This window comes from Haloferax marisrubri (assembly GCF_001469875.2).
Taxonomy (GTDB): domain Archaea; phylum Halobacteriota; class Halobacteria; order Halobacteriales; family Haloferacaceae; genus Haloferax; species Haloferax marisrubri.
Genome location: NZ_LOPW02000018.1, coordinates 268,086 through 293,973, shown reverse-complemented (window position 1 = coordinate 293,973; position 25,888 = coordinate 268,086). Strand labels below are relative to the sequence as shown.

General features: G+C 62.0%; 28 protein-coding genes. 3 read left to right on the top strand and 25 right to left on the bottom strand.

Annotated features, from left to right (window positions below; translation table 11 throughout):
• The first annotated feature begins 235 nt into the window (after positions 1-235).
• Entirely contained in the window at positions 236-388 is a 153-nt protein-coding gene (locus tag AUR65_RS19780) for a C2H2-type zinc finger protein (protein WP_158250849.1), read from the top strand.
• A 35-nt stretch (positions 389-423) separates the two neighbouring features.
• Here AUR65_RS19780 and AUR65_RS16270 read toward each other — a convergent pair whose 3' ends face one another.
• The 3 genes from AUR65_RS16270 to AUR65_RS20630 form a co-directional block, all read right to left on the bottom strand.
• Positions 424-816 (bottom strand): DUF7124 domain-containing protein, encoded by a 393-nt coding sequence (locus tag AUR65_RS16270; protein ID WP_058567873.1) that lies wholly within the window; start codon positions 814-816, stop codon positions 424-426.
• Between the two features lies 1 nt (position 817).
• Positions 818-2,110 (bottom strand): FAD/NAD(P)-binding protein, encoded by a 1,293-nt coding sequence (locus AUR65_RS16265; RefSeq protein WP_058567872.1) that lies wholly within the window; start codon positions 2,108-2,110, stop codon positions 818-820.
• A 61-nt stretch (positions 2,111-2,171) separates the two neighbouring features.
• Positions 2,172-2,306, bottom strand: coding sequence for a DUF7511 domain-containing protein (locus tag AUR65_RS20630; RefSeq protein WP_449271611.1), 135 nt, complete (start codon positions 2,304-2,306; stop codon positions 2,172-2,174).
• A 584-nt stretch (positions 2,307-2,890) separates the two neighbouring features.
• Between AUR65_RS20630 and AUR65_RS16250 the strand changes: the two genes are divergently transcribed.
• Positions 2,891-3,568: a class I SAM-dependent methyltransferase gene (locus tag AUR65_RS16250; RefSeq protein ID WP_058567870.1), complete on the top strand. Its 678-nt coding sequence runs from the start codon at positions 2,891-2,893 to the stop codon at positions 3,566-3,568.
• A 118-nt stretch (positions 3,569-3,686) separates the two neighbouring features.
• On the opposite strand, the gene AUR65_RS16245 is transcribed toward AUR65_RS16250, so the two are convergent.
• The 10 genes from AUR65_RS16245 to AUR65_RS16195 form a co-directional block, all read right to left on the bottom strand.
• Positions 3,687-5,231, bottom strand: coding sequence for an ABC transporter substrate-binding protein (locus tag AUR65_RS16245; protein WP_233194398.1), 1,545 nt, complete (start codon positions 5,229-5,231; stop codon positions 3,687-3,689).
• Positions 5,232-5,359: 128 nt separating this feature from the next.
• Complete coding sequence (locus AUR65_RS16240) at positions 5,360-6,436, bottom strand: ABC transporter ATP-binding protein (protein ID WP_058567868.1); 1,077 nt, start codon at positions 6,434-6,436, stop codon at positions 5,360-5,362.
• The gene (locus tag AUR65_RS16235) at positions 6,433-7,530 is read right to left on the bottom strand and encodes an ABC transporter ATP-binding protein (RefSeq protein ID WP_058567867.1); all 1,098 of its coding nucleotides are present in this window, start codon (positions 7,528-7,530) and stop codon (positions 6,433-6,435) included. Before AUR65_RS16235 ends, AUR65_RS16240 begins: the two co-directional genes overlap by 4 nt.
• Positions 7,527-8,423 (bottom strand): nickel transporter permease, encoded by an 897-nt coding sequence (gene nikC, locus AUR65_RS16230; RefSeq protein ID WP_058567866.1) that lies wholly within the window; start codon positions 8,421-8,423, stop codon positions 7,527-7,529. The genes AUR65_RS16235 and nikC overlap by 4 nt, the downstream gene beginning before the upstream one ends.
• Positions 8,420-9,361 (bottom strand): nickel ABC transporter permease, encoded by a 942-nt coding sequence (gene nikB, locus AUR65_RS16225; protein ID WP_058567865.1) that lies wholly within the window; start codon positions 9,359-9,361, stop codon positions 8,420-8,422. Before nikB ends, nikC begins: the two co-directional genes overlap by 4 nt.
• Positions 9,358-10,980, bottom strand: coding sequence for an ABC transporter substrate-binding protein (locus AUR65_RS16220; protein WP_058567864.1), 1,623 nt, complete (start codon positions 10,978-10,980; stop codon positions 9,358-9,360). The genes nikB and AUR65_RS16220 overlap by 4 nt, the downstream gene beginning before the upstream one ends.
• 35 nt (positions 10,981-11,015) lie before the next feature.
• Positions 11,016-11,747, bottom strand: a complete 732-nt coding sequence (locus AUR65_RS16215; RefSeq protein WP_058567863.1) for a creatininase family protein — start codon at positions 11,745-11,747, stop codon at positions 11,016-11,018.
• A gap of 760 nt (positions 11,748-12,507) precedes the next feature.
• Positions 12,508-13,086, bottom strand: coding sequence for a MogA/MoaB family molybdenum cofactor biosynthesis protein (locus AUR65_RS16205; RefSeq protein WP_058567862.1), 579 nt, complete (start codon positions 13,084-13,086; stop codon positions 12,508-12,510).
• Positions 13,083-14,420 carry a CobW family GTP-binding protein gene (locus AUR65_RS16200; protein WP_058567861.1) on the bottom strand — a complete coding sequence of 446 codons (1,338 nt, stop codon included), beginning with the start codon at positions 14,418-14,420 and terminating at the stop codon, positions 13,083-13,085. Before AUR65_RS16200 ends, AUR65_RS16205 begins: the two co-directional genes overlap by 4 nt.
• Positions 14,420-15,637 carry a GTP-binding protein gene (locus tag AUR65_RS16195; protein ID WP_058567860.1) on the bottom strand — a complete coding sequence of 406 codons (1,218 nt, stop codon included), beginning with the start codon at positions 15,635-15,637 and terminating at the stop codon, positions 14,420-14,422. Before AUR65_RS16195 ends, AUR65_RS16200 begins: the two co-directional genes overlap by 1 nt.
• Before the next feature lie 118 nt (positions 15,638-15,755).
• Between AUR65_RS16195 and AUR65_RS16190 the strand changes: the two genes are divergently transcribed.
• On the top strand, positions 15,756-16,166 hold the full coding sequence (locus AUR65_RS16190; RefSeq protein WP_058567859.1) for a CopG family ribbon-helix-helix protein: 411 nt from the start codon (positions 15,756-15,758) through the stop codon (positions 16,164-16,166).
• Between the two features lie 7 nt (positions 16,167-16,173).
• Here AUR65_RS16190 and AUR65_RS16185 read toward each other — a convergent pair whose 3' ends face one another.
• The 12 genes from AUR65_RS16185 to AUR65_RS16130 all read right to left on the bottom strand — a co-directional run.
• Positions 16,174-16,563: a CopG family ribbon-helix-helix protein gene (locus AUR65_RS16185; protein WP_058567858.1), complete on the bottom strand. Its 390-nt coding sequence runs from the start codon at positions 16,561-16,563 to the stop codon at positions 16,174-16,176.
• Positions 16,564-16,729: 166 nt separating this feature from the next.
• Positions 16,730-17,530: an energy-coupling factor ABC transporter ATP-binding protein gene (locus tag AUR65_RS16180; protein ID WP_199180626.1), complete on the bottom strand. Its 801-nt coding sequence runs from the start codon at positions 17,528-17,530 to the stop codon at positions 16,730-16,732.
• A gap of 68 nt (positions 17,531-17,598) precedes the next feature.
• Positions 17,599-18,411, bottom strand: coding sequence for an energy-coupling factor transporter transmembrane component T family protein (locus AUR65_RS16175; RefSeq protein ID WP_058567856.1), 813 nt, complete (start codon positions 18,409-18,411; stop codon positions 17,599-17,601).
• Positions 18,412-18,414: 3 nt separating this feature from the next.
• Entirely contained in the window at positions 18,415-18,738 is a 324-nt protein-coding gene (locus AUR65_RS16170) for a hypothetical protein (RefSeq protein WP_058567855.1), read from the bottom strand.
• The gene (locus AUR65_RS16165) at positions 18,738-19,418 is read right to left on the bottom strand and encodes an energy-coupling factor ABC transporter permease (RefSeq protein ID WP_058567854.1); all 681 of its coding nucleotides are present in this window, start codon (positions 19,416-19,418) and stop codon (positions 18,738-18,740) included. The genes AUR65_RS16170 and AUR65_RS16165 overlap by 1 nt, the downstream gene beginning before the upstream one ends.
• Before the next feature lie 165 nt (positions 19,419-19,583).
• Complete coding sequence (locus AUR65_RS16160) at positions 19,584-20,003, bottom strand: CopG family ribbon-helix-helix protein (RefSeq protein ID WP_058567853.1); 420 nt, start codon at positions 20,001-20,003, stop codon at positions 19,584-19,586.
• Between the two features lie 264 nt (positions 20,004-20,267).
• Positions 20,268-21,059 carry an ABC transporter ATP-binding protein gene (locus AUR65_RS16155; protein WP_058567852.1) on the bottom strand — a complete coding sequence of 264 codons (792 nt, stop codon included), beginning with the start codon at positions 21,057-21,059 and terminating at the stop codon, positions 20,268-20,270.
• Positions 21,050-21,892, bottom strand: a complete 843-nt coding sequence (locus AUR65_RS16150; protein ID WP_058567851.1) for an ABC transporter permease — start codon at positions 21,890-21,892, stop codon at positions 21,050-21,052. Before AUR65_RS16150 ends, AUR65_RS16155 begins: the two co-directional genes overlap by 10 nt.
• On the bottom strand, positions 21,892-22,917 hold the full coding sequence (locus AUR65_RS16145; protein WP_199180625.1) for an ABC transporter substrate-binding protein: 1,026 nt from the start codon (positions 22,915-22,917) through the stop codon (positions 21,892-21,894). The genes AUR65_RS16150 and AUR65_RS16145 overlap by 1 nt, the downstream gene beginning before the upstream one ends.
• A gap of 353 nt (positions 22,918-23,270) precedes the next feature.
• Positions 23,271-23,699 carry a CopG family ribbon-helix-helix protein gene (locus tag AUR65_RS16140; protein WP_042665622.1) on the bottom strand — a complete coding sequence of 143 codons (429 nt, stop codon included), beginning with the start codon at positions 23,697-23,699 and terminating at the stop codon, positions 23,271-23,273.
• Between the two features lie 198 nt (positions 23,700-23,897).
• Positions 23,898-24,437, bottom strand: a complete 540-nt coding sequence (locus AUR65_RS16135) for an outer membrane protein assembly factor BamB family protein (RefSeq protein WP_233194421.1) — start codon at positions 24,435-24,437, stop codon at positions 23,898-23,900.
• Positions 24,438-24,537: 100 nt separating this feature from the next.
• Positions 24,538-25,888, bottom strand: a 1,351-nt coding sequence (locus tag AUR65_RS16130; RefSeq protein WP_058567849.1) for a primase-associated protein, incomplete at its 5' end; no start/stop codon positions are given.

Below are 25,888 nucleotides of genomic sequence, written 5' to 3'. Positions count from 1 at the left end.
TTAGTCGGTGTCGAGCGACAGACGCGCTCGACAAACTCGCGAACGACACGAGCCTCGCACCCCCGCTTCGAGAACGGGCACAAGAAGCGCTCTAGGAACGAATCGGGGACCGCCTCCCCCATCCGAATCTGTCGTCGTTAGTTAGTCCGAACGCGATGTTATTAGGCTAAGGCAAGCAGTACCCGCCTATTTTTAATAACTATTTTAGCTCTCTTCCAGTTGAGTTATTAACGGAATGGCGTACACCTGCTCCAGTTGCGATGCACAGTTCCAGAGCGCCGCCGGTGTGACCCAGCACGTCGCCCTCCACCACAACACGTGCGCCGAGTGCGACGAGCAGTTCGACAGTACCGATTCGCTCCGCAGCCACATCCACGAGAGTCACTGACTTAGCGAGTCGACCGCAGGCCCCTCGAAGCGCGTTTATTCCTGGTAGGGCCACTCCTCGTCGGCAGCGATGGTCGTCGCGAGCTGCCAACCCGCGGCTGCTGCGGCGTCCGAGACCGACTGGTATGTCCAGTCGAAGACTCGGGTGACGACCTCGCTGGTCTCTTCCGTGCCGACGAACACGTACCGCGTCGTCTCGAAGTGGTCCCGCACGCTCGCCAGTGCCTCCGGAATCGAGCGCGGCCCCGACAGGAACTCCTGTTCATACCCCACCTCGCGGACGCGCCGCCGTTCGATAAACGACGGCTTCGAGGAGACGATTCCGAGGTGGGTCGTCCACCGCGCGGCGTCTTCGAGCGCGTGGCTCGGTCGCGCGAGTTCGTCGAGCGCCCGCAGCGAGAATGCGAGCGTGAGGTCGTTCGACGGCATGTCAGGACTGCCCTTTCGACAGCGAGGCGGTAGCCTCCGAGTTCACTTGGTCGTGCGGTTCGAGAAGGCGTTCCGCGGCGCGGCGACCACCGACGACGTTTCGGGCGAACGGGCCGACGCTCATCTCCGCGAGCGCGCCCGAGACGTACAGCGCCGAATCGGCGCCATCAGTCCGTCGCCACGCGAGCGTCCGGTCGTTGAGGACGGGAAAGCCGTTCGCCCCGCGTTCGAGCGACAGCGATTCGGCGAGCGTTCCCACGAGCGGGTGCTCCGGGGCGGGGTCATGCCCGGTTGCGAGCACGACCTGTACGTCCGTGGCGGTCGTGCCGTCGTCGAATCGGAGCTGCAGTCTGCCGTCCGCCGCGTGCGCGTGGTCGATCTCGCCGCACCGAACGTCGAGGTCGCCGCAGTCGCGGGCGTCCGCCAGTCGGTGCGCGACGTACGGTGGGATTGTCGCATCGTGGCGCGCGGCACGAATCCGGTCGTAGCGGGCTGCCGAGCCCGGAGGGAGCGAGTGAATCTCCTGTTCGATGTGTCGCCAGTTGATCCACTGTGGGTCCGCCTCTGTCAGTTCGACCTCCAAGCCGCGCCGCGAGAGGAGCGTCACATCCGTGCGTTTCGACAGGTGACAGGCGAGCTGCGCCGCCGTGATACCGCCGCCGACGACGAACGTCCGGCCGTCAAAGGTCGCCGCCGCCGCCGGGTCGAAGTCGTCGTCCCAAACGTGCGCGAGCCGCGCGTCGTCGGAGAGCGACGCCGCCCACGAAGGGACTGTCGGCTGACCCCCGAGGCCGACGGCCAGAACAACGCGACGAGCGTCGAGCGACCCACGAGACGTATCCACGCGGAGCAACCCACGCGTCCGGGACCTCGTGACACCCGTTACCGTCGACTGACGGTGGCAAGCGTCGATATCGCGTCGGTCGATGACGTACCGGGCGTGGTCGAGAAACAGGTCGAGTGTCGGTCGGTTCGGATAGTCCTCGGTCGGAACGAGTTCGTGTTCCCGGTGTGCGCCCTCCGCAAATGAATCGAGCGAGAACGGCTCGGTGTCGATGTGGTGGACGAACGTCGAACGGAGGGTTTGCATTCCGCACTGTCGTGCTTTCGTCGCGAACGACGCCAGTAACCGTTCGTGAGGGTCGACCAGACAGAGTTCCCCGTGGTCGTAGCCACCTTCGTCGAGGAGGTAGTTCGCCACGCACGTCCCGTGAACACCACCGCCGATGATTACATATTCGTACGGCTGGCGGTCGAGTGAGTTGTGGTCGCCAGTCGACTCACCGTGGGTCATCTTTCACCTCCGTCTCCACCGACGTGCGTGGAAGGAGACGGCTTGCGCGTCGTTAGCGGCGTCATCGCCAGTCACCGAGGTTGACGAACGAATCGCCGTACGCCGTTATCCACGTCGTCGTTCGGTACGGAACCGCCACATCCGGCGGATAAAGCGTACAAGCCGGTCGCTCGGGTGAGCCGACGACGAGTGACATCAGTTCTCTGCGAGGTCGCGGGGATGGCCCGGGGTCGGCATCGCCGCTCCACGTTGGTTCGGTGTCGCTAGAGCTTCGGTCAGTCATGCTTCGAGGGGCTTCCGTAGCGACTCCGCGGTTGCGGTCTCGCCTGCACCCTCGCTCGCGGCGACCGCGAACACAGAGGACGACACCTGCGCCCCCGGCCCGTCTACGCTCCCAGTACCGTGGCCGGCGTCATCCGACGGACACCCTGCGAGAGAGCCGAACGAGGCGGCAACGGGTTCAACGGCGTCGAATCGTCGTCGCGCGTACTGAGACATGTGTTGTTAAAATTGAAGATGGTTATAATAAGTACTGCGATTTAACACTACGGAGTTAATAATCTAGTCGCGGTAAACAAGGATGGATTCAGGCGAACGAGACGATTATTTTGATAACCGAATCCCGGGGAGTGAGAAATTATAAGTAATATACCATCCATATTTAATAACAATGGCAGAGAAAGAACGGAACTCGACGGCAACGTATTCGACTATCGACGCCCGTACGTGCCGTGCCCGAGCGCCGCATGGTCACGGGAGTGACCGTGGAGGTGACCAGTTGTGACAGAGTCCGGCCGGTCCGCAGAAGATGTCAAGCAGGCGGTTCAAGCCTACTGGAACGAGCGGGCTGATACGTACGACAACGACAGTCACCACGCTCTCCAAAGCGAGGAGCAACGCGACGCGTGGCTGTCGGTACTGCGCGCGTGGACGGGCAACTCGTCGGAGCGGATACTCGACGTCGGCTGCGGTACCGGCGTCATCTCGCTGCTGTTGGCCGACCTCGGTCACGACGTCACCGGAGTCGACTACTCGACCGAGATGCTCGAACAAGCCCGCGAGAAGCGTCAACAGACAGACCACGCTGTCGAGTTTCGCGTCGGAGACGCCGAATCACTAGACGAACCCGACGACGGGTACGACTTGGTGACGGCGCGGCATCTCATCTGGACGCTTCCGAACCCCTCGCGGGCGGTGCGGGAGTGGCGTCGAGTCGTCGAGCCCGGCGGTCGCATCGTTCTCATCGAAGGACACTGGGATTTCTCCGAGCCGTTCGACGGCTACGAGCGAATTCACGAGGACCTGCCGCTGTACGACGGCCGTCCCCCCGAGGAGCTATCGGAGATACTGAGACAAGGGGGACTCGAAAACGTCACCCACGAACCGCTGATGGAGCGGACGCTCTGGGGGGAAGTACCGGAGTACGAGCAGTACATCATCGCCGGTGACGTTCCGTGAGTGCCGCACGGTTCTAAGCGTCTGTCCGACCTTACCGGACCAGCGTGGCGATTTCGCCGGCCGTTTCGAACACCCACCGAACCAGGTACGGGAGGAGCTGACGGCAGCCGTGCGGCTATCAGTGAAGTCGTATGTTCTGTACCCCGTGAGAGTACATCGTGGGATGAAGCGTGAAGTCCTCGATGCGGTTCCGAATCCCCGTGACGGTCTCGCTGTAAGTTAACATCCCGAGCGGAGTATCGTCGTGAACGATTTCCTGTACCCTATCGTAGATCCGTTTCCGTTCGTCGTCATCCGTTGTCCGCCGCCCCCGTTCGATCAGGTCGTCTACTTCTGAATCCTCGTACCCGGTGTAGATTTGTGTGTCCTCGGAGTGGTAAAACGATATCGCCCGGTCTGGGTCCGGAACCCAGAAGAAATTGAACGATAGCAAACTGAAATCGGTTTCTCCGGCCTGCATATCCTCACTCAGCGCGCTCCACTCGGTTATGTTGATTTCGACGTTGATGCCGACCGCTCTGAGTTGGTTCTGAATCGCCGTCGCAATGATGCGAAGCTCGGGACGCCGCGTGTAGGTTCGCAGGACGACGTCGAACGGCGTTCCATCGCGATGGCGGAGTTCGTCCCCGTCGGCTTCCAAGGTCCAACCGGCCTCCGCGAGTAGAGATCTGGCTCTATCGGGACTGTATTCGTACGGTTCAAGCTCGTCGTTGGCCCACCCGGTCAATTCGGGAGAAAACGGGCCAATCGCGGGGTCACCGACACCCTCCAAAATCGTCCTCGCTATCGTTTGGGTATCGATTGCGTGATTAACCGCCTGTCGGACTCGAAGGTCGTCAAAGGGCGGTTCGCGGACGTTGTATGCTAAGAATCGGCTTTGAGGCGTGCGAGTCGTCTGAGTTCTCGTATCTTCGGCGCGCGATATCCGTTCCATCGCGGAAACGGGAAGATTGACCACGATGTCCGACTCACCTGCATCGAGGCTGGAAGCCTTCGTTTGGTTGTCTCGGATTCCCTCGTACACCACTCGGTCGACCTGCGGCGACGAACCGTAGTAGTCCGAGTTTTTCGTAGCGGTGATGGATTTGCCCGATTCCCACGAGTCGAACATGTACGGGCCGGTACCGACCGGTTCCACGAAGCCGTCCGAATCGGAAATCGAACTCTGACTAATGACGGTCGCGTACCGATGCGCCAGGTAGGACGGTAGCGGTGCAAATCGCTCGCCGGTGGTTATCACGACCTCGTGCGTGTCGGTCGCGCTAATCGATTCGACCGGGAGCGGAGACAGGAGACTCGCCTCGTCGAACGCTCTAGAGAGCGAGAACGCGACAGCCTCGCTCGTCAGGCTCGTTCCATCGTGAAACTGCACGCCGTCCCTGATGCCGATGGTCCAAGTTGTCCCGTCCGGCGAGACGTGCCACTCGTCAGCTAGCTGGGGTTCAATCCCTACGTCCCGCGTGACGCGAAACAGCGATTCGTAGACGCCGATCCGGCCTAGCGGTCCACCACCGTGAGTGACGGGGTCGATCGATTCCGGGATATACGACCCACCGATCACAATCGTCGTCTGATCAGCATCAGAAGAACAACCGGCGATAGAACCAATCGCGGCGGTGCCGAGACCCGCTTCGAGAAACCCGCGTCGTGTGTACTGAGGCATATTTACTAATTTTAGAATTGTATATGATAATTCTTGTTATTTTTATTTTTATTTTTAATAATAGGCCGTGGTCCCGGACCCAATCGACCAACAGATGGTGCGTTCGCTCTCAAATTACGGGCGGGAAGTCACGAGTCGGATCGGTGCGGTCGCCGTTCCCCATCCGTTCCGTGGTTGTTCGTCCGGGTACCGTCGGCTAATTCGTCGGCGTAGTGGCAGCGCGATTGGGTAGTTCGGACCCGCTTGAACTCCGGATGCTGGCGCTCGCACTGTCCATCCGCGTGTGGACACCGAGGGTGAAACGGGCAGCCAGTCGGTCGGTTCGACGGGTCCGGTGGAGACCCGGGTAATGGCTCCGGCGGCGGGTCAGTCGGGTCGTCGCTCGGGACTGCACGCAGTAGCGCCTCCGTATAGGGGTGGCTCGGACGCTCGAAGACATCCCGTGCCGGTCCGCGTTCGACGATTTCTCCGGCGTACATAACCGCCAGCCGATCAGCGAGATAGCGGACGACGCCGAGGTCGTGAGAAATAAACAGATAGCCGATCTCGTGCCGGCGCTGGAGCTCCGCGAGCAGGTCGAGAATGGTCGCCTGCGTGGCTACGTCGAGTCCCGAAACTGGCTCGTCGAGTACCACGAGTTCAGGGTCGTGGGCGAGCGCGCGAGCGATACCGGCGCGCTGAATCTGACCGCCCGAGAGCTCGCTCGGATACCGCGACCCGACCTGCGGGTCGAGGTTCACTTGCTCCAGCAGGTCGTCGATGCGGTCGACCCGCTCGTCGGGTTGCTGTTCGTGCCCGAACGACTCGGCGATAGACCGCCCGACCGACCACCGGGAGTCGAAGCTCTCGCGGACGTTCTGAAACACCACGCCGATGCGTCGAAGCTGCCCGCCGGTTCGGGTGGGGTAGCCACCGACGGAGTCCCCATCGAGCAGCACGGATCCCCCGTCGGGCGTCAGCTCCCCGGTGACGAGCTTCGCGAGCGTCGACTTCCCGCACCCGCTTTCGCCGACAACCCCGACGGTTTCTCCGCGGCTGATGGAGAGGGAGGCGCCACAGACGGCTTTCGCGGACCTCGCATCGCCCAACAGCCGGTCAAGGACCGAGCGGCTCGTTTCGAACTCCTTTTCGACGTTTCGTAGCTCCGCGACTGGCGCGTGGCGCGTCTCGTCGTTTCCGCCGTCGTTCGCAGGAGACGCTCTCACTTCTCGTCACCACCGTCGGGAGCGACTACGTTCCGAGGCTGTCCGCTGGCAGCAACGGTCGGCGTCCCGCGAGAGTCCGCGGGCGTCTCGATGCAGGCCACGCGGTGGCCAGGGTCGCTTTCGACGACCGGGATGTCTCCGCTGCGACAATCGGAGGTTGCGAGGCGACAGCGATCCGCGAACGGACACCCGTCGTGACCGCCGACGGCGTCGGGCGGGCTTCCTTCGAGCGTGCTGACTCGCTCGTCGCGGCCGAGGTTCCGCGGTGAGCACTCGAGGAGTGCACGGGTGTAGGGATGTTTCGGCGCGGTCAACACCTCGTCGACCGGCCCGGATTCCATCACCTGCCCGCCGTACATGACCACAACCCTGTCGCAGGTCTGGGCGACGACGCCGATGTCATGGGAGATCAGGAGGACGCCCATGTCTCGCTGGTCACGGAGTGTCCATATCTGTCGCAGTATCCCCGCCTGCGTCGTCGTGTCCAGCGCCGTCGTCGGCTCATCGGCGATGAGCAGGTTTGGGTCGCTGGCCAATGCCACGGCGAGCATCGCACGCTGGCGCATCCCCCCGGAGAACTCGTGGGGATACTCGGCTGCGCTCCCGTTCGGGTCCGGAATCGCGACCTGTTCCATCAACTCGACGGCGCGGTCCTCGGCCCGGTTCCACGCGGTGCGGTTTCGGAACGGCGGGACACCCAGAAAGTCGAGGAGCCCCTGTGACGAACCGCCGTCGTGGATTCGGACTGACTCGGCAATCTGGTCGCCGATGGGGAACACCGGGTTCAGCGTCTCGTGGGGATCCTGGAACACGATGGAGATGTCTTCGCCGCGAACGCGACGAAGCGTCGCCTCGTCGGCACGGGTCAGGTCCCGCCCGTCGAAGCTGATCCGCCCCGAGACGATTCGCCCCGGGTCTTCCAACCGGATAATCGACCGGGCGGTGACCGATTTGCCGCACCCGCTCTCGCCGACGAGGCCGACGATTTCGCCGCGGTTCACGCCGAAGGAGGCCCCGTCGACGGCGTGGACTGTACCCTGGTCTGAGTCGAAGTGCGTGTGCAGGTCCTCGACGCGGAGGAGTTCGTTCATCATAATTGCTCGATGTGAGCCGACTGCGTCGGCGAGAGCGCGTCTCTGAGTCCGTCACCGAGGAGGTTGAACCCGAAGACGGTGAGCATGATCAGGACGCCGGGGGCGTTTACCAGCCACCACGCGGTCCGCAGATAGTTCCGACCCGACGCGAGCATCGTCCCCCACTCGGGCGTCGGTGGCTGCGCGCCCAGCCCGAGAAAGGAGAGACCCGCCGTTCCCAAGATGACGCCGCCGACATCGAGCGTCGCCAGCACGACCACCGGTGCGACGACGTTCGGAATCAGGTGTCGGCCGAGCACGTGAGCGCGCGAGCGGCCGAGAAGCCGCGACGCGGTCACGAACTCTCGCTCTCGAACCGACAGGACGCTGCTCCTGACCAGTCGGGCGTAGGAAGCCCAGCCGACGACCGCGAGTGCGACCATCACGTTCGTGAGGCTCGGTCCAAGAATACCGGCGATCACGAGCGCGAGGACGATACCCGGGAACGCCAACAGCGTGTCGACGAGTCGCATCAACGCCTCGTCGACCCAGCCACCGACGTATCCGGCGACGAGTCCGACCGCGGTCCCGAGAGAGAGCCGCACGGCCGTCACGGCGATGGCGATACCCAGCGAGAGACGTGCCCCGTGGAGCAGCCGGGTGAGCACGTCGCGTCCGAGTTGGTCGGTTCCGAGCGGGTGCGCGAGCGACGGGGCTTCCAGCCTGTGTGCGAGCGCCTGTGCGGCCGGGTCGTACGGCGAGACGGCCGGGCCGAACACCGCGAGCGCGAACAGAGCACACACGAGACCGGCACCGAGCTTCGTGAGACGTGTCGTCGTCAGGGCCTCGTACCACCGTCGCCAGCGAGCGCCGACCGGTCGGTGGGGCGCGCTGTTCGCGGCATCCTCGCTCACGCCGGCTCACCCCTGCGGTCGATTCGCGGGTCGAGATACCGGTAGGTCAGGTCGACCGCTAAGTTGGTCAGAACGAAGATGACGCCCACGAGAAGGGTCACTCCCTGAATCACCGGGTAATCGCGTGCGAAAATCGCGTCGACGAGCAGCGTTCCCAGCCCCGGTCGCTGGAACACGGCTTCGACGACGACCGCCCCGTTCAGGACGTAGCTGAGTTGTAGCCCGGCTATCGTCACGACGGGGACGAGCGCGTTCCGCAAGGCGTGTTTGTAGACGACGATCCGCTCGCGAAGTCCCTTCGAGCGGGCGGTCCGGATGTAGGGTGCGTCGAGAACGTCCAGCATCGTCGTTCGGACCAACCGGGCGATGACCGCGGACATACCCGACCCGAGCGTTACCGCCGGAAGGACGAGGTGGTCGAGACCGCCGGAGCCCGCGACCGGGAACAGGTCAAGCCAGAGGGCCGCGACGATGATGAGCAGATAGCCGAGCCAGAAGTTCGGCATGGAGACGCCGACGAGTGCGCCGAACTGGGCCGCGTAGTCGACTCGACCACCCGGATTAACCGCGCTCGCCACGCCGGCGGGTACTGCGATCGCGATCGCGATGACCATCGACGCGGCGGCGAGCTCTACCGTGTTTGGGAGGCGCTGTCCGATCATCGACGCCACGGTTTGCTCGGAGCTGTACGACTGCCCGAGGTCGCCGCCCAGTGTGTCGATCGCCCAGTCAGCGTACCTGACTGGGAACGGCTCGTTCAGGCCGTGTTGTTCTCGGAACGCGACCACTGTCTCCTCGGATGGTTGGTGTCCCGTCTGCTCGACAAGCGCGGCCACGGCTGGGTCTCCCGGCGTGAGGGCGGTCATGCTAAACGTGAGGATGGACACGCCGCCGAGAACCAGAACCGTCGTCACGAGTCGCTTCAGCAGGTATCTCATTTTTTCGAGCGGTGACGGTTCCGAAACAGAGCGTCGGGCGAGCGGTGCTGTGCGTTCGCCGTCTCAGTCTGACTGGCGTTTTCACCTCCGTCGAAATCGAGGTTTTCTAAGTGATAGCACGTCTCTGTCGGCAGCGGCTCGTATCCCGTAACGTCAGCGTCAACCCCGACCACGTTCGTGACGTAGGTCAACCAGCCGATGGGAACGTCGCGCTGGATGATCGATTGCACTTCGTCGTAGCGGCGCTTTCGTTCCTCGGCATCGGTGACCTGCCTCGCTTCCGTGAGCAGTTCGTCGACGCGGTCGTTCGCGTAGCCGCTGAACATCGTCGCGTTTTCGGAGTGAACGAAGTCCGTGAGCCGGTCCGGGTCTGGATACCACAGAAGCGAGTTCGACCACATGACGAGGTCGAACGCCTCGCTGTTGGCGCGCTCCTCGATGGTTCCGTAGTCCATCACTTGGAGGCTGACGTCGAAGCCAACTTGCGACAACTGGGCTTGGACGGCCTCGGAGACGATGGGCAGCGCCCGCGCGTCGTACGTCCAGAGGTCAATTTCCAACGGCGCACCATCCCGCTCTCGCGTGTCCTCGCTCGGTTCCCATCCCGCGTCGGTGAGTAACTGCCTCGCAGTCTGTGGGTCGTACGGATACGGTTCGAGGTCGGCGTTGGCCCAGTTCGTGACCCCCGACGGGAAGGGACCGGTAGCAGCCGGACCGAGGCCGTTCAGCACGCTGTCGACGATTTTCTCCCGGTCGACCGCGTGCATGACCGCTCGGCGGACGTTTCGGTCGTCGAACGGCGGCGACGTCGTGTCGTACACGAGGTAGCGAGACCGAGGAACCGCGTAGGTGACCGGCTCCACGTTAGGTCGGTCGTTCAGGGTCGAAATAGCCGACCCGGAGAGGGCTCGCGCCATGTCGAGTTCGGCGTTTTCGAGCTTCAGGAGTCGCGTCTGGTCGTCCGGCACGCTCTCGTAGACGAGCGTGTCGATGGCCGGCGTCTGACCGCGGTACGATGGGTTCGACACGGTGGTGATTCGCTCGCCCGGCTTCCACGAGTCGAACTGGAACGGTCCCGTTCCGACCGGCGCGGTGACGTTGCCGTCGTCGTCGTACGAACTCTCCGCGATGATGCTGGTCGGGCCGCGGGTGAGATGTGCTGGAAGCGGCGCGAACGGGGTGCTCGTTTCGATTTCGACGACGCGCTCGCCGCTACCGGAGACGGACTCAACCGGGAGGCTCGCCAACGAATCCGAGTTGAAGCTCCGCCGGAGGGAGGCGACGACCGCATCGACGGTCAGCGGCGTTCCGTCGTGGAACGAAACGCCCTCCCTGAGGGTGAACTTCCACGTCAGATTGTCGTCGCTCGTGGTCCACCCAGAGGCTAATCCCGGTTTGACCGACGCGTTGTAGTCCGCGATGACGAGCGGTTCGATGACGTTCAGCTTTCGGAACATCCACCCCTTGACGAGCGGGTCGAGGGAATCTGGATTCCACGGCGTCCCGACGCGGAACGTCGTCTCCTGTTCCGTCTGCTCCGAGGAGGAGGTCCGCTCACCGTCCTGTGAGGTGCCGCTGCAACCCGCGAGTCCGATGAGGCCCGCCGTCGCTCCCTTCAATGCGTCTCGTCGACTGAGTCTGCGGTTTCGTAGCGTTAGCATTCTTCGTGGTCCTCGCCTCTCTGCCGGCCGGTCGAAGCCGCGTTTCGCTCTCCGAGCCATGCGATGAGTTCCAGTAGCTCACCGACGGCCGTCTCGAACACGTCCCGGCCGGTTTCGGCGGTCGCGGCCGTCGGGTCTCCGACGACGCCGTTCTCGCTGAACTCGTCGGTGTACGTTGCGACTTGCGCGCCGTGGACCCACTCACCCCAGCTATCGGCGTCGCCCGGCTGTGGCGCGCCGACGTGTTCGGGAATCAAGTGTTGCAGCACACTCGTCTCGATCTCTCCCGCGTGCTGTACGTCCACGTCGACAGCCATCATCCACTCCCAGTACTGTGCATCGAGCGTGGTCTCGTCCGAGAGGCGTCGGCAAACGTGCTTGAGCAGCTCTCTGTTCCCACCGTGTCCGTTGACTATCAGGACAGTTTCGACGCCCCACGCGTCCACACATTCCAACAGATGGAACACGTACTCCCGAAGCACGTCCGGAGGGACGTGAAGCGTCCCCGGGAAACGGCGGTGATACGGCGCGACACCGATGTGTACTGGGGGGAGTTTCCACGCTTCGGCGCGGTCGGCAGCGACGTCAGCGATTGCATCTGCGACAAGCACGTCGGTTCCGAGCGGGGCGTGCGGGCCGTGCTGTTCGATGCTCCCGACGGGGAGGAGGCAGACGTCAGCGTTGGACCCCTCCACGTCGGCCCACGTCTGTTCCGTGAGGTTCACGAGCGACCACCCCGCGTCATCCAGTCGGCTGCCGTGGGGCAGGGGATAACGCCGTTGTGCAGTTCCAACCCTGTGAGGATGTCGGGAGACGCAACCGTGAGCGGTGTCCCTTCTCCACTACGACATCCTGTAACGACTCCTGTAGCCCCGACTGCGAGGTCAGTATGCGACTTTCGTCTCGAACGTCGACCGAGCATGAATAACAACCTATTGTGTAGATATAATAACTCTTGCCAAACTAGTATAGATTTTTCATAATTGGCCACGGAGGAAGCGTCCCAGAACACCCGCTGTGAAGCCACGACCGACTGCTGTTTCGAGCGTCTCTCGGGCACGTGTTACGAACGCTATACAAGTCAAATAGTTCTTTCTAAACTTTAGTTGTTTTCTAGGCGTGTCAACGAGAGAGGGTTATCGAGAGACAAGAGTGGCGCCAAGAGTCACAGGAGAGGAACGCCCGACTCCGGTGCCTTCCCCCACGCAGCGTTCCGCGTCGCCAGCGTGTACTGGTCTCCCCGCTCTACGTGAAACTCGTCAAGGTCGGTCGTCCTCTGGAGTTCGAGGGCGCTCAGCTTTGGCCTTGGGAGGTATTGAGCTGCGACACGAGAGCCGACCGGGAGAGTAGACGACGTCAACCGATTCGAGCGGCCACTCCCCTCGAACCGCGAGTAGGTCGGCCCCGCCTCGGTCCGAGCCCGATACCGTAGAGGGTCATCTGACATCCCTTCTCAGTGGGTGACGGATGGGAGCGCTACGTCACTCAGCTCTCATCGGTTGTGTGTCGGGTCGCGAGTCCGGCGAGGTGCGGCGCTTCCGTGGAGATTATTTCGGTGGTTGCGAGCCGAACGGCGTTTTCACTTCCGGGCAGTACGAACACGGGCACGTCGCGGGCGATACCCGCGGTCGCACGGGTTGAGACGATGCGCGTTCGAACCTCCCCCCACGAGAGCCACCGGAACGCCTCGCCGAATCCCGGCAGTTCGCGGTCGAAGAGGTCGCCGACTGCGTCCGGTGTGACGTCGTCGACGGTGACCCCCGTTCCGCCCGTGGTAATGAGGATATCGACGTCGGGTCGCTCCAGAAACTCGCTCACGGTCGTCTTGATTCGGACGTAGTCGTCCGGGACCGTCCGACGCGCCGTGATGACGTGACCCGCTTCGGCAAGGATACTGGCGATGGCGTCGCCACTAGGGTCTGAGAGGTCCTTTTCCACGTCAGTCCCCCGAGACGACGACACCGTCACGATGGCGACGCCGAGCGGGTCGATACAGTCGTGGCCGTCGGCGTCGGTCGTCCGTCGCGACTCTATCGGTGGGAGTTCACGACTGGCACCGTTCATTGCTCCCCACCAAGGACGAGCCGCTGTTCGGTCGGAGGCTTCGAATACGACCGCTGGCCCGGGAAGCGGTTCTCGAAGGCGCTCCAGTCGGCGTCCATCTCCTCGTCGGTGAGGAGACAGTCGTCGAGTTCGTCGGCGATACCGATCGAGTCCATTCCGGCACCGATGAAGACGAGCTTCACTTCGCGGTCACCCCACTGGTCGTCCCACTGGAGCCCCGGATGCGACTCGCGGTACGACTCCTGCCGAGATTCGGAGAGCGTAGCCGCCCATCGTCCGTTGACCTCGACGTGGATCTGTGCGCCCGCTTGGCTCAGGTTGAGGGCGTAGCGGTCGCGTCCGGCAACCCACATGTGGCCTTTCGCCCGGACGACGGAATCGGGGAACGAGCGGAGCCATTCGTGGAACCGCTCGGGATGGAACGGTCGATGTCGCTCGTAGACGAACGACTCGACGCCGAACTCCTCTGGTGGGTGGAGGTGGTCGTGGTCGTGGTCGTCACCATGGTCGTGGTCCTCGCCGTGCTCATGGTCGTGGTCCTCGCCGTGCCCATGGTCTGTGTCCGTCCCGTTATCGTCGTGCTCGTGCGGCTCAGCGTCTGCATCGTCCTCGTGGTCGGTTGAGATAACCTGTTTCCACCGGGCAGAGTTACTCGCCTCATCCTTGTCGAACTGTTCCGTTCCGAGGATTCGGTCCGGGTCCACAGCGCTTTCGGTCGCCCGGACGATGTCTACATCAGGGTGGAGTGTTCGGATGACGCGTTCGACCTCCGCACGTTCCTCGTCGGACACGAGATCACACTTGTTGAGGACGAGCACGTCGCAGAACTCGACCTGCTCGGCGAGCAGCTCCGAAAGCGGTCGGGTATCGTCATCGCTCGACGTGAGCGGCTCCCCGAGGACGAACGCCCGGTGGAACTGGTGGGCGTCAACCACGGTAACGGCCGTGTCGAGGTCGTACAGCGCAGAAGCCCGCGCGGGAGAGACGAATCGCCGCGCAATTGGGACCGGGTCGCTGATTCCCGAGGCTTCGATGACGAGGTAATCGAACTCCTCGTCGAAAGCGAGCCGCCGGAGCTCTTGATCCAGTTCGTCTTGGAGCCCACAGCAGATGCACCCGTTCGAGAGCTCCGTGACGCCGCCGTCGTCCATCGAGAGGTCGGAACCGTTCTCGATGAGGTCGGCGTCGACGTTCACCTCGCCGACGTCGTTGACGAGGACAGCAATATCGTACTGCTCTCCACCGACGGTGAGGAGGTGGTTGAGCAGGGTCGTCTTACCGGCACCGAGCCCGCCGCTCAGAATCGTGACTGGGGGTTGGTCGTCGAGGCTCATCAGTCGTCGGCCAACGCCAGTTCACGCTGCTCGTCAGACCCGAACGGGTCCGGGTACGTGCCCCAATCCTCGTCCATTTCGGCGTCCGTGAGGAGACAGTCGTTCAGCCGTTCGACCAGTGGTTCCTGATCGAACTCCCGACCGATGAACACGAGTTGGACCCCGCGGTCACCCCATTTGTCGTCCCAGTCCGCCTTGATACCCGGCCGGGCGGCGAAATACCGCTGCTGTTGGGCCTTCGGGAGCGTGGCGATCCACGTTCCTTTCGGGCCGGCACGGACAGACTGGCCCGCCTTGTCGAGGCCCATAGCGATGTCTTCGCGACCCGCCGACCAGAAAAAGCCCTTCGCGCGGACGACACCGTCGGGGAGGTCGGCGAAGAGTTCGGCGACTCGGTCGGGGTGGAACGGTCGGTCCGCGTCGAAGACGAACGAGGTGACGCCGTGTTCCTCGGCGGCGGCATCGTGATGGTGGCCCTCCTGTAGTTCGCGCTTCCACCCGGCGGACTGGCTGGCGCGGTTGAAGTCGAACCGCCCCGTGTTCAAGATTTCCTCGGGGGCGACGGCGCCGTGTTCCGTTCGGATGAGCTTCGCCCACGGCTGGAGGGTTTTCAGAACAGCCTCTATCTTCTCCAGTTCGTCTTCGGGAACAAGGTCGCACTTGTTCAGGAGAAGCACGTCACAGAACTCGATTTGGTCCATGAGCGCTTCTTCGGGAACGCGGTTGTCCTCCGGGTCGACCGTGTCGTCCGTGAGCGCCTGCCCCGAATCGAAGCCCTGCCAGAAGCTGTGTGCATCGACGACGCTCACCATCGTATCGAGTTCGTAGACTCCCGTGGGGTCGAACTCCGCGTCTTCGAAGCCGCGAGCGAACGTCTGGGCGACCGGAATCGGCTCGCTGATTCCGGACGACTCGACGAGGAGGTAGTCGAAGTCTCGCTCTGCGGCTAAGCGTCCCACCTCATCGAGCATGTCTCCGCGGAGCCGACAGCAGATACAGCCGTTCGACAGCTCGATGATCTCTTCGTCGTTCTGGGTGAGTGCCGACTCACGTTCGACGAACTCGGCGTCTATGTTCACCTCTCCCATGTCGTTGACGAGAACTGCGGCGTTCAGGTCCCGTTCGCTACCGAGGAGATGGTTCAACGTCGTCGTCTTTCCAGCGCCGAGACTGCCGCTCAGAATCGTCACCGGAATCGGGTCGTTGTTGACCGACATGCGTGGATTATGAAGATGCTATACTAAAATACTAATTATTACTCTCTGACTTCGAACTCATAACAGAAATTAATAATAAGTGAGGCTTTTTTAGTATATGAGCGTCGTTAGTATCTCTATGCCGGAGGCGTTGCTCGACCGCATCAGCGAGTTCGCCGACGAACACGAGTACAGCGGTCGGAGCGAGGTCGTGCGCGAAGGAGCGCGGATGTTGCTCGAAGAATTTGACGGAGGAGCGCGCGACGGGGGGCCGTACGTAGGAACGGTGATCGTCGCCTTCGAATGTCGTCACTCCACGGTTCAACAGCACCTCGCAGAGATACGACACGACAACGGCTCCGCCGTCACCGCGACCACCCACGCACACCTCGGGAACCGATACTGTATGGAACTGTTCGTCTTGGAAGGGAGTCCGGAGGCCCTCGCTGAGTTCGTGAACTCCGTTCGAGTGGTATCGGATGTGCGGGCCGTGGATTACTCGCTCACGTCGCTCGGCGAAGAACACCACAACCACCCGCCCCGATCGTGAGCGACGCTCAGCGTTTGGCGAGATGCAGCAGTTTGACCCGATTCACCGCGTCGAAATCGCGCAATCGATACGTGAGTTCGCGGACACGTCCTGCAATCCCTCGACAGAAAAGTGTCTCAAGACACCACTCTCCTTCGTGAATATGGTTCGTGGCCGTAATGACATCCTGATATTGGTGTTGTACATTGTGGATGTCCTCGATAACCGCTTCGTGTTCGTAGTCGAAGGCGATGATAACGACCACCTCGCCTTCGACGTCTTCCAACCTGGTGTGTCGCTCAATGTACTCCTGCATCGCTTCGCGGACGCCGCGCGAACGCGAATCCAATCCCTCTGCTTGCCACGTCACGTCAAAGTTGGAAAGGAGGTCGTCGGAGACGTTGAAGCTCGTGCGCATCAAATATTAATCTGCTATTCAGACATATGAATTGCTAGTAAAGTAATCCAATATAATAATATATTCAGTGCCGTAGCAGTTCCGACGGCGCGACAAACAGTCGAGTTCGTCGGGACCAACGCGGTAGGCCGAAGAGTACGACTCGGCAATAGACCGACGAAGGCGCTCAGTCGCGCCCGCGGCCATCAGGAGCGGGAGTCCGTGTAGCGTCCAAGTTGTCAACTTCCGTCAGAAGAGACACGAGCTCCGCTTCCGTTACTGGCTGCGCCGACGCCAGCCCCGCATCGCGGGCCACGCGAACCGCACTCGGCGGGTGCAGGTTCGCTTCCGCCAACAGCGCGTCGTCGTAGAATACTTCGCTCGGGGTTCCGCCCCCAACGACGTTGCCGTCGGTCATCACGCAGACGCGGTCGGCGACCTCGGCGGCAAAGTCGAGGTCGTGCGTCGAGAGGACGACGCTGATGCCATCCGCGTGAATCTTCTGGACCCGCTCGGCGACCAGTCGCGACCGCTCCGGGTCCAGGCCCGCGAGCGGTTCGTCCAGCACGACGACGCTCGGTTCGAGGACGAGCACGCCAGCGAGACCGACGAGGCGTTTCTCGCCGCCGCTCAAGTAGTGCGGAATCCGGTCTTCGAGGTGACCCGCCTCGACCGTTTCGAGCGCCTCGCGAGCGCGCTGTTTCGCTTCGTCAGTGGGGACGCCGTAGTTTTGGAGGCCGAACATCACGTCATCGAGGACCGTGGGTGCGACGAGTTGCGTATCGGCGTCCTGGAAGACGAAGCCGACTTCCTTTCGCGCGCGTGTTTTGTTGTCTTCGCTGATTGGTGTGCCGCCGACGACCAGTTCGCCATCGTCGGGGACGAGCGTGGCGTTCAGGTGTTCGAGGAGCGTCGATTTCCCCGCGCCGTTGCCGCCGACGAGCGCGACGATCTCGCCGGGGAAGACGCTAAACTCGACGTCGTGCATGCCGACGGTTCCGTCCGGATACGTATGCGCCTCACACCGGAGGTCGACAAGTGGCGTCTCAGCGTGAGTCACAGTCCCACCCCGGTGACCGAGACAGCCGCATACCCGACGACAACCGCGTACGAACCGACCACGACAAGTAGCTCGCGAAGGGGCGGCCGCGAGACGTCGCCGTACAGCGTGATGTCGCCGTCGTAGCCGCGGGCTTCCATCGATTTGACGAGCCGTTCGGACTGCTCGATGGCCGACAGCATCGTCATCCCGAGGATTCTCGCGTACAGTCGCCTGTTCGACCAGAACTCCGAGAGATTCGCACCCCGGGTGAGCACGGCTTTCACCAGGTCTTCGAGCGTCTCGACCATGACGAACGTGAACCGATAGGTGAGGAGCGCGACCTGGTCAATTGGTCGGGGGAGCAAGCGTCCGAGCATGTACGCAACCGCGGTGTACTTCGTCGTCATCGACGCCGCCAGCGTGAACGTCACGACTGTCAGTGACCGGAAACTGAGTTCACAGAGGAGTACGAGACCCGACCACGTGACTGAGAGTTCACCGACCGGCGTCGAGAGCGCACCGCCAATCGGCGTGCCCGGCTCGAGGAACGCCAACGGGCCGGCGACCGAGACGATAAACAGGAGCGGAAGCGTGTACCAGCCCGCTAAGCGGCGGTACGGAAGCCCCGCTAACCCGTAGGCGGCGAGGACCACACCGTACAGTCCAGCGAGGAGTACAACGTGGTCGAACACAGTGACCGCGAGGACGAGTGCGCCGACGATTCCCACCTTGGTCCACGGATTGACGCGGTGGAGCGGCCCATCCCGCCGCTCGGCGAACGCCGTGATGAGCCGCGGGTCGGGAACGTGGTTCGAGAGCGTCGTCACGAGTTACTGTGCCGAGCGTCCCTCTTCGCCGAAGCCGCCGTAGCGGTCGACGTAGACGTACAGTCCGATGCCGAGGACGAACAACAGGGCGACGAGTCCCCCGAATTCGAGCATCATCCCGCCCTTCCGAATCGGCCCGGCGACGACGATGCCGCGACCGAAGTCGACGAGTGCGCCGCCGCCCTCCTGCACCCCACGTTGGAGCGCCTTCGCGGACCGCTTGGCCCACGGGAGCGCGCCGCCGGTCGAAGTGAACCCCCAGAGCCCGGCTGCGAAACAGACCGCGAGCAGACCGAGGAGGCCCCCGTACTGTTGCCAGCGCTGCATCACGCGGTCACCCCGGTTGACTCCTCACGAGTCTCTTGGTCGGTGAGGCCGACGAGATCGGGACGGACCGACGCGAGGAACTGGACGACGAAGCCCGTCAGGATACCTTCGATGACAGCGACGCCGAGGTTGAGTCCGACGAGGCCGGCGACGGCGATTGTCAGGTCGCCCCGGGGGAGCGCACTCCCGTTCACGCCGCTGATGACGATGATCGCGCCCATCAGGACCGCTCCTGCCGACAGGCCGAGTGTCGCGGCGCTAGCGCTGGCGGGGAAGACATCCCAGTCCATTCCCATCAGCGCCTTAAACGCGTAGTAGGCGATGATAGCCTCAGTAGCGTTGACGAGCGTGTTCGCACCGAGCAGGCCGACCGCACCGTGTCCGAGCGCGGCCGAGAAGATGTTCACGACCAGCGCGATGAGTCCCCCGAGCAGCGGGCCGGCGAGGATACCCACTAGTCCGGTGAGGTTCATGTGGATGCCGCCCCACACGGGGATATTCAGTTGGAAGACCGCGAAACTCGCGGCCGCACCGATACCCGCGAGCGCGATCTGACGCGTCTTGATACCGCCGTTCCGGATTCGGTACACGATGGCGCTGATTAGCCCGGCGCCGATGAGCGTCCACAGAACGAGTGCCCACAACGGGAACGACCCTTCTCCGAGGTGAATGTGTGCCATAGCCTGGTTGCCAATTCTTGAATCAGATATAATAAAGTTGCTGTGTTGGGATGTTTAGAATAATAATAGAGCAGTATATTCTCTCGCGTTGTTAATATTTCAGATTACTTTTTTGACCCGACGACCGACGATTACAGCGGTTCGAAGACAACACTATCGTGTACCTCAGGGTGACTTCAGATCGCTGACTTCTGCGTTCATCACATCGACGGGGACGACCGTGTATTCGACCGAGACTGACTCGTCTGCCCCGCGAACGGTTCCAATAAACCGCAAGACGTCGTCGTAGGGTGCCTCGACGACGAACGTCTCGACACAGCCCGCGTTGCCGTCGAGGCAGTTGTGCGAGTTCGACCGAATCGACGCCTCGAACTCGTGGCGAATGTCCATCATCCGGCGCTCAATCTCCGGCTTATCGTACCCAAAGACAGCGGTTACCGTCGCTAAGACACGTTGACCCTCGTAATCGGTCTCTTCGTACTCCGCGAGTAGAGATTGGCATGCTTCACGAATCACCTCGCTTCGGCCGCTGTAGCCATGTTCCGCGGCGAACGTATCGAGGTTGTCACGGAGTCGCTCATCCATCGAGGAGCTTACAATCGGCATATATTAAATTTGTATTCTGAGATAATAGAGATGGCGGTTGGTTGCACTGATATTTAATATTGGGTTCGTGTCCGGAGCTCATCGTTGGGTTCCTCTCAACGACACCCCAAGCTCGTGGAAAGCGAAGTTTCCGAGGCCTACGGCACCAAGGACAGGAGTGTCACGCATAGTATCGCTGCGGGTCTATCGCCCCGTTCACCACGGGAGTCACGACGAAACGACACACTGTGGAGTGCGGTGACGCTACTTCTGGCTGATGTCTCGCGGACTTCCGAGTTCGTCTCTGATTCTCGCGACGTAGTCGACGAACTCGTGGGCCGTTCGTTCGCGTGGCCGCTCTAAGTCGATGGAGATGGTCGACTGGACGGTCCCCGGGTCGGCGTCCATCACGACGACGCGGTCGGCCAGCGTCACCGCTTCGTCGATATCGTGGGTGATGAACACGACGGTCTGTTCGGTCTGCGCCCAGATGTCGAGCAGTTCGGCGTGCAGGCGGTCTCGCGTCCGGGCGTCGACGCTCCCGAACGGTTCGTCCATGAGCAGTATCTCCGGGTCGACGGCGAGGGCCCGGGCGATGCCGACGCGCTGTTTCATGCCCCCGGACAGCTCCTTTGGATAGGCGTCTTCGAAGCCGTCGAGTCCCACGAGGTCTACCAGTTCGCGAACCCGCGCCTCGCAGTCGGCGCACGCACACGCGGGCCGGTCGAGACCGAATCGGATGTTCCCGCGGACGGTTCGCCACGGGAACAAGGCGTACTCCTGGAACACCATCCCCCGATTTAAACTCGGCTCAGTGACCGGGTCGCCATCGACCAGAATCGAGCCGCTATCGGGGTCGTCGAGCCCGGCGATGGCCCGCAACAGGGTCGTCTTTCCGCAGCCGGACGGCCCGACGACACAGCAGAACTCGCCTTCGGACACCGAAAACGAGACCTCGTCGAGCGCGTGGGTGGATTCGTACGCCTTACTGACGCTCCGAATGCTAATCTTCTGGCTAGACTCCCGGGCAGTCGATGAGAGCTTGTTCATCGCCATGCGAGCACACTCCGTTCGACGAGTCGAAATCCGACGTCCATACAGAGGAACGCCAGACTGATCAGAAACATGTAGGCGACGCTGGTCGCCATCGCGAGGTTGTTCGAGGCGTTGATGATCTCGTAGCCGACGCCGGGCGCGCCGAACAGCTCAGCGCCGACGACGATCATCCAGCACCGCCCGATGCTCGTCCGGAACCCCGTCAGCACCTGAGGAGCCGCGCTCGGGAGCGCGACGAGTTTCAGCATCGAGAGGTCGCGTTCAACGCCAAGCGTCGACGCGGCATCGGTGAGGTCACTCGAGACGCCTTCGACGCCACCGTACGCCCCGTAGAAATTAATCCAAAACGCGCCGACGAAGACGATGAACGCCGCGCCGGTGTGGTGAATACCGAACCAGACGATGGCGAAGACGACCCATGCAAGCGGCGGAATCGGCCGCAGTACACGGACGAGCGGCCGGAACCAGTCGTCGAGTGCACCGTTCCAGCCCATCGCCAACCCGAGCGAGATTCCGCAGCCCGCCCCCAAAAGGAGGCCGGGAACGTAGTGGAACAGCGTCTCCGCGAGGTGTGCGAGCCCCGTTGGAAGCACCATCTCCGACCCCAAAACGGGGACGACAATCGCAGTCGAGGTTGCGAACAGATCCACGAACGCGCGCACCGACGCGACCGGCCCCGGAACCAGATACGACGGCTGGGTCATCATCGCGCCGATCCACCAGACGATGAGGAACGCGGTCAGCCCGCCGAGTCCGCGTAGATATCTCTTCGCGTCCCCCTCGAAACGGGGCATCGTGGTCGCACTGGATTTGGAGTCGGTCTGGAGGCTCATTACTGGATGGCGTCGTAGGGGCTGAACGCGAACAGATCCTCGGTCGCGACCGGTGTCTCGATGTTGCCGACGTTCGCGACGAACTCACCCATCGTCGCGGTTTGCTCGGTGATTGCGTGGGGATCCGAGATGAACGCAGATGCCCGGGAGTCCATTGCTTTCGTGGCCAGTTGTTCGCTCACGCCGGACCCGATCACCGACGCGGCGTGGGTAGCGGCCATATCAGGCGAATTTGCCGTGAACTCGGTCGCCGCCGTGTGCTGTTCGACCAGCGACTGGGCGACCTCGCTGTCGTCAATCACCCGCTGGTTCGCAAACAGCACCGTAACCGGATGGTTCTCCAAGATGTTACCGGACCAGACGAGTTCCTCGAAGCCGTCCTCTTGGCCGATTATCGTCGCGAACGGCTCTTGGATGATGGTCGCGTCGATATCACCCGATTGGATCGTTTGGACCGCCTTCGCCGGTGGGACCTTCGATTTGTTGATGACGGACTCTATCTCACCGACGTTGAGGTCCTCTTGGATCCAGTACCGGAGCACGATATCAGGGACGCTCCCATCCGGCGGAGCACCGAACCGGACCTTGCGACCGTGTTCTTCCTCGAAGCGCTCGAACGTGGCTGTCTCCTCCTGTTCGTAGAGCTCGGCTAGTTCGGTCGTCCCCATGACCTTGAAGCCGTTTCTCGAATTTGCCGCGAGGATACCGGCGTCGGTCCCTTTGTCGGCGAGAACCATCGCAGGGGTGATACCGAAAAGCGCGACGTCGACGTCCCCGCTGGCGAAGGCCTTGACGACGCTGGGGCCAGAGCTGAACCGCTCTATTGAGACCTCCGCTGGAACCTCCTCGTAGTAGCCCTCTTGTTCCATCACGTAGTGTTGTATGTTCGGGTAAATCGGGACGTACGCGACGGTCACAGAGTCGAGTGACCCACCACTTTGACCGAGACAGCCAGCGATTCCCGTCGCAGCGACCGTGCTTACACCCGCTTTCTGGAGCAACCTTCGTCGCGTGAGTTCGACCATCGTTGTTGTTAACTTTAGAACAGGGTATAATAATAACTGTGATTTAGAGATGTATCGTTAATATCGGTTCCCGATGGTCGAGTCAACGTTGAAGAAGTCGCTGGTGTCCGTAGTGCGAGAACGGTGAGTCGAAGAAGTAAGTCAGTATGAGAGACGCGTCCGGTGTGTACGGCCGTTTGACCGTTCATCTCGGGCCTCACCGGCACGAGAAACTCGAAGGGCTGAGATTGGAGTCGGCTCCACTCTCGGATACGAATCGGTCTGCAAACCACGATAGCCGACTATAGTCGCTATTTCTCCGCCTACAGCGGACGGAGATGTCAGTCTGGAATATCCGAACGTGAAAAGCGAAGTTAGCTCATATCCGCGAGCGGACCGAAGTCGTCGACCGGAAGTACCGAATAATCGATCGTAAGCGTGTCTTTCGTCGCTCTGATCTTCCCGACGAACGTCGAGATATCTTCGAGCGATCCCTCGAGAACGAACAATTCCATACAGTGGTGCCCGCCGACATGGCTGTGGAAGTTCGACGCAACGATGTCCTCGTACTCGTGGCGAAGTCGCATCATCTTCTCTTCGACGCTCGTCGTCTCGTAATCGAAGACGACGGTAACGACGCCCATCAGTTCGCGGTCTTCGAGTTTCTTGTCCTCGAACTCACCGAGGAGGTTCCGACTCGCCTCTCGGAGCACTTCGCTCCGGCCAGTATATCCGTGGTCGTCCGAAAACTGGTCGATTCGCTCAAGTAGTTCTTCCGGCATCGAGACGCTAACGACGGCCATATAACAACTAAGCCGGTGTCAAATATTAAACCTTATTATTCGATTGGGATGGAGTGATGAAGGGTTCCGACGAGACAGCGCCGAACGTCGTTTGGAACGGACACGAGTTTCGGCCACCGGTGAAGCGCAACCAGCACTGTTCTGCCGCGCTAAGTAGCCCGGTCACAGATACTGTCACTTGTCTACTAGACTGTCCTCCTACGTCTCCCCAAGTGCAACCACGGTTCCTCCGATTCGAGAACGAAAATCGCCGCTGGAGTCACGATGGCACGACTGACGCCACCTAGATTCGTGGTCCATCGCTCTTCCCCGGTTGCCGGTAGACCCCGACTGCGAACCGAGATAGAGCGTGTCGCCGAGAACGGCAACCGGTTCGGTGAACGTTCGTCCACCATCCGCTGCGCCTACCTGTTGTGACCACTGCACGGAACCGTCCCATACCGATAGTGCGTGGACCCGGCCGCTCCAATCGGGGACGTAGACCGTTCCACCATCAATCGTGGGTGCCGCCGTGAGGCGGACGTCGATGTCGACAAGCCAGTCCTCCTCGCCGTACCGCTTCCGAAATGCGACGACACGAGCCTGTTCGAGTCCCCGTTTAGCCGTCACGACGATGTGGTCACCAGCTACTGCGGATGGCCCATTCGGCTCCGAGCGAAGTGGCACCTGCCACCGTTCCTCGACTGTCGCTGCGCTCAACGAGTGAAGCCGGTACCGATGGCGTGCCGTATCGGAAATCGCATCGACGGAGACGTATAGTCGTCCGGCGTCGACTGCGGTGTTTCAGTAGCGCGTACCTTGAGCGAAGCGGAGTTGGTCGGGGAAAGAGATGAGCTCTCTAGAATCGCTCAACGGGACCCGCGGATTCCTCGTCAACCTGTTCATACATCCCATCCGGGAACGGAAGACTGCCCCAGATCGAGTAGGGACACTGGTCCTGGCCGATACAGTAGCGCTGCAGATCGTCATTATCGCAGTTCATCGGCAACGGCGTGTCGCCGTCGATGGTGTTCGAGAACTCGTAGCGGACCTGGTATTCCGTCTCCTGTTCGTCGTACCACGGCCACCGGGAGAAAACGTCCTTGAGATCCGCGACAATCTCGTCGAGGCTACTGTCCTGGTACTGCGGCAGCCACATCACCATCCGTGCGAAGTTGTAGAGGTCCTTCCGGACGGGTTTCTTCTCGTGTAGCCGCTCCTCCATATTCGCCATACAGGGGAGTTCGAAGAGGTCCTCAATCTCCCGAACCTCGATCTGTTCGGCGCCGGTACCGGCACGCCCAATCCGGTACGTGTTTACGCGTCCGTCGCGGTCGATCGTGACGGCCGAGTGTGACTCGTGGTCGGCCAGCGTCTTCGCGAGACTGCTCGGACTCGAGATCCAGTCCGTTACAGAGGATTCCCACTCGTCCTCGGCGTCGTACGCCGTAACCGCTCGGTGGAGCTCCTTCGCTGTGTGGAACTCACCCGTTTGCACCACGTCGTCGGGGGCGTCATTCAGGGCCCGCCGGAGGACGCGGATCGTCCGTTCGCCACGGTCCCAGTTCCGCCAGATGCGCTCGTGATGGCCGGTCTCGAGGAAACGATCGATTCGCTCTGTGATGGCCGACTCATTCGCCGTCAGCCACGTCAGCTGGTCATCGGAGAGGCCGTCCTCCTGCACCCGCAGGAGCTTCTTGAACGCCCGCTCAGCATAGTCACGATACTTGCTGTCGAAATTACCGACAGGGACGTACAGCTTGTTGTCTTTCACTCGCGTCAGTATCTCTCCGCCATCGCCCGGCTCTGTCGGCCCTTCGCCCTCCCGAACCAAGCATTTCCGTGACGCTGCGGCCATCGGGACTTCCAGGTAAAGACCGTCACTGAACTCCGGCATCTCTGTGATGCCCGTACAGACCCGGCCAGGGTGCGGGCCATCCTCGCCGGGTTCCTTACTGTACAGCACGTCGGCGATGTCCTGCTGGAGTGATCCATCGCCGTGGGCGCGCATGAGGGAGGCGAGATTGTTGACGTACAGCTCCCGGATGTCGTAGAGCACCTGAATGTTCCGGGGTGACGCGTGCTCGAATTTCGGATATGCTTTCACACAGATCGCACTCAACGTCGCAAGCACGGCGAGTGTCGCCGGTTCGTCAACGAACGGCTCTTTGGCAGCGTCCGCACGAACCTGCTCTTTGAACGCGGCCGTC

What these genes read in the sequence shown, in the direction of transcription:
- AUR65_RS19780 (WP_158250849.1), top strand. Translation starts at nt 236, where the DNA reads ATGGCGTACACCTGCTCCAGTTGCGATGCACAGTTCCAGAGCGCCGCC.
- AUR65_RS16270 (WP_058567873.1), bottom strand. Translation starts at nt 816, where the DNA reads ATGCCGTCGAACGACCTCACGCTCGCATTCTCGCTGCGGGCGCTCGAC.
- AUR65_RS16265 (WP_058567872.1), bottom strand. Translation starts at nt 2,110, where the DNA reads ATGACCCACGGTGAGTCGACTGGCGACCACAACTCACTCGACCGCCAG.
- AUR65_RS20630 (WP_449271611.1), bottom strand. Translation starts at nt 2,306, where the DNA reads ATGTCACTCGTCGTCGGCTCACCCGAGCGACCGGCTTGTACGCTTTAT.
- AUR65_RS16245 (WP_233194398.1), bottom strand. Translation starts at nt 5,231, where the DNA reads ATGCCTCAGTACACACGACGCGGGTTTCTCGAAGCGGGTCTCGGCACC.
- AUR65_RS16235 (WP_058567867.1), bottom strand. Translation starts at nt 7,530, where the DNA reads ATGATGAACGAACTCCTCCGCGTCGAGGACCTGCACACGCACTTCGAC.
- nikB (WP_058567865.1), bottom strand. Translation starts at nt 9,361, where the DNA reads ATGAGATACCTGCTGAAGCGACTCGTGACGACGGTTCTGGTTCTCGGC.
- AUR65_RS16205 (WP_058567862.1), bottom strand. Translation starts at nt 13,086, where the DNA reads ATGAACGGTGCCAGTCGTGAACTCCCACCGATAGAGTCGCGACGGACG.
- AUR65_RS16200 (WP_058567861.1), bottom strand. Translation starts at nt 14,420, where the DNA reads ATGAGCCTCGACGACCAACCCCCAGTCACGATTCTGAGCGGCGGGCTC.
- AUR65_RS16195 (WP_058567860.1), bottom strand. Translation starts at nt 15,637, where the DNA reads ATGTCGGTCAACAACGACCCGATTCCGGTGACGATTCTGAGCGGCAGT.
- AUR65_RS16190 (WP_058567859.1), top strand. Translation starts at nt 15,756, where the DNA reads ATGCCGGAGGCGTTGCTCGACCGCATCAGCGAGTTCGCCGACGAACAC.
- AUR65_RS16185 (WP_058567858.1), bottom strand. Translation starts at nt 16,563, where the DNA reads ATGCGCACGAGCTTCAACGTCTCCGACGACCTCCTTTCCAACTTTGAC.
- AUR65_RS16180 (WP_199180626.1), bottom strand. Translation starts at nt 17,530, where the DNA reads ATGCACGACGTCGAGTTTAGCGTCTTCCCCGGCGAGATCGTCGCGCTC.
- AUR65_RS16170 (WP_058567855.1), bottom strand. Translation starts at nt 18,738, where the DNA reads ATGCAGCGCTGGCAACAGTACGGGGGCCTCCTCGGTCTGCTCGCGGTC.
- AUR65_RS16165 (WP_058567854.1), bottom strand. Translation starts at nt 19,418, where the DNA reads ATGGCACACATTCACCTCGGAGAAGGGTCGTTCCCGTTGTGGGCACTC.
- AUR65_RS16160 (WP_058567853.1), bottom strand. Translation starts at nt 20,003, where the DNA reads ATGGATGAGCGACTCCGTGACAACCTCGATACGTTCGCCGCGGAACAT.
- AUR65_RS16155 (WP_058567852.1), bottom strand. Translation starts at nt 21,059, where the DNA reads ATGGCGATGAACAAGCTCTCATCGACTGCCCGGGAGTCTAGCCAGAAG.
- AUR65_RS16150 (WP_058567851.1), bottom strand. Translation starts at nt 21,892, where the DNA reads ATGAGCCTCCAGACCGACTCCAAATCCAGTGCGACCACGATGCCCCGT.
- AUR65_RS16145 (WP_199180625.1), bottom strand. Translation starts at nt 22,917, where the DNA reads ATGGTCGAACTCACGCGACGAAGGTTGCTCCAGAAAGCGGGTGTAAGC.
- AUR65_RS16140 (WP_042665622.1), bottom strand. Translation starts at nt 23,699, where the DNA reads ATGGCCGTCGTTAGCGTCTCGATGCCGGAAGAACTACTTGAGCGAATC.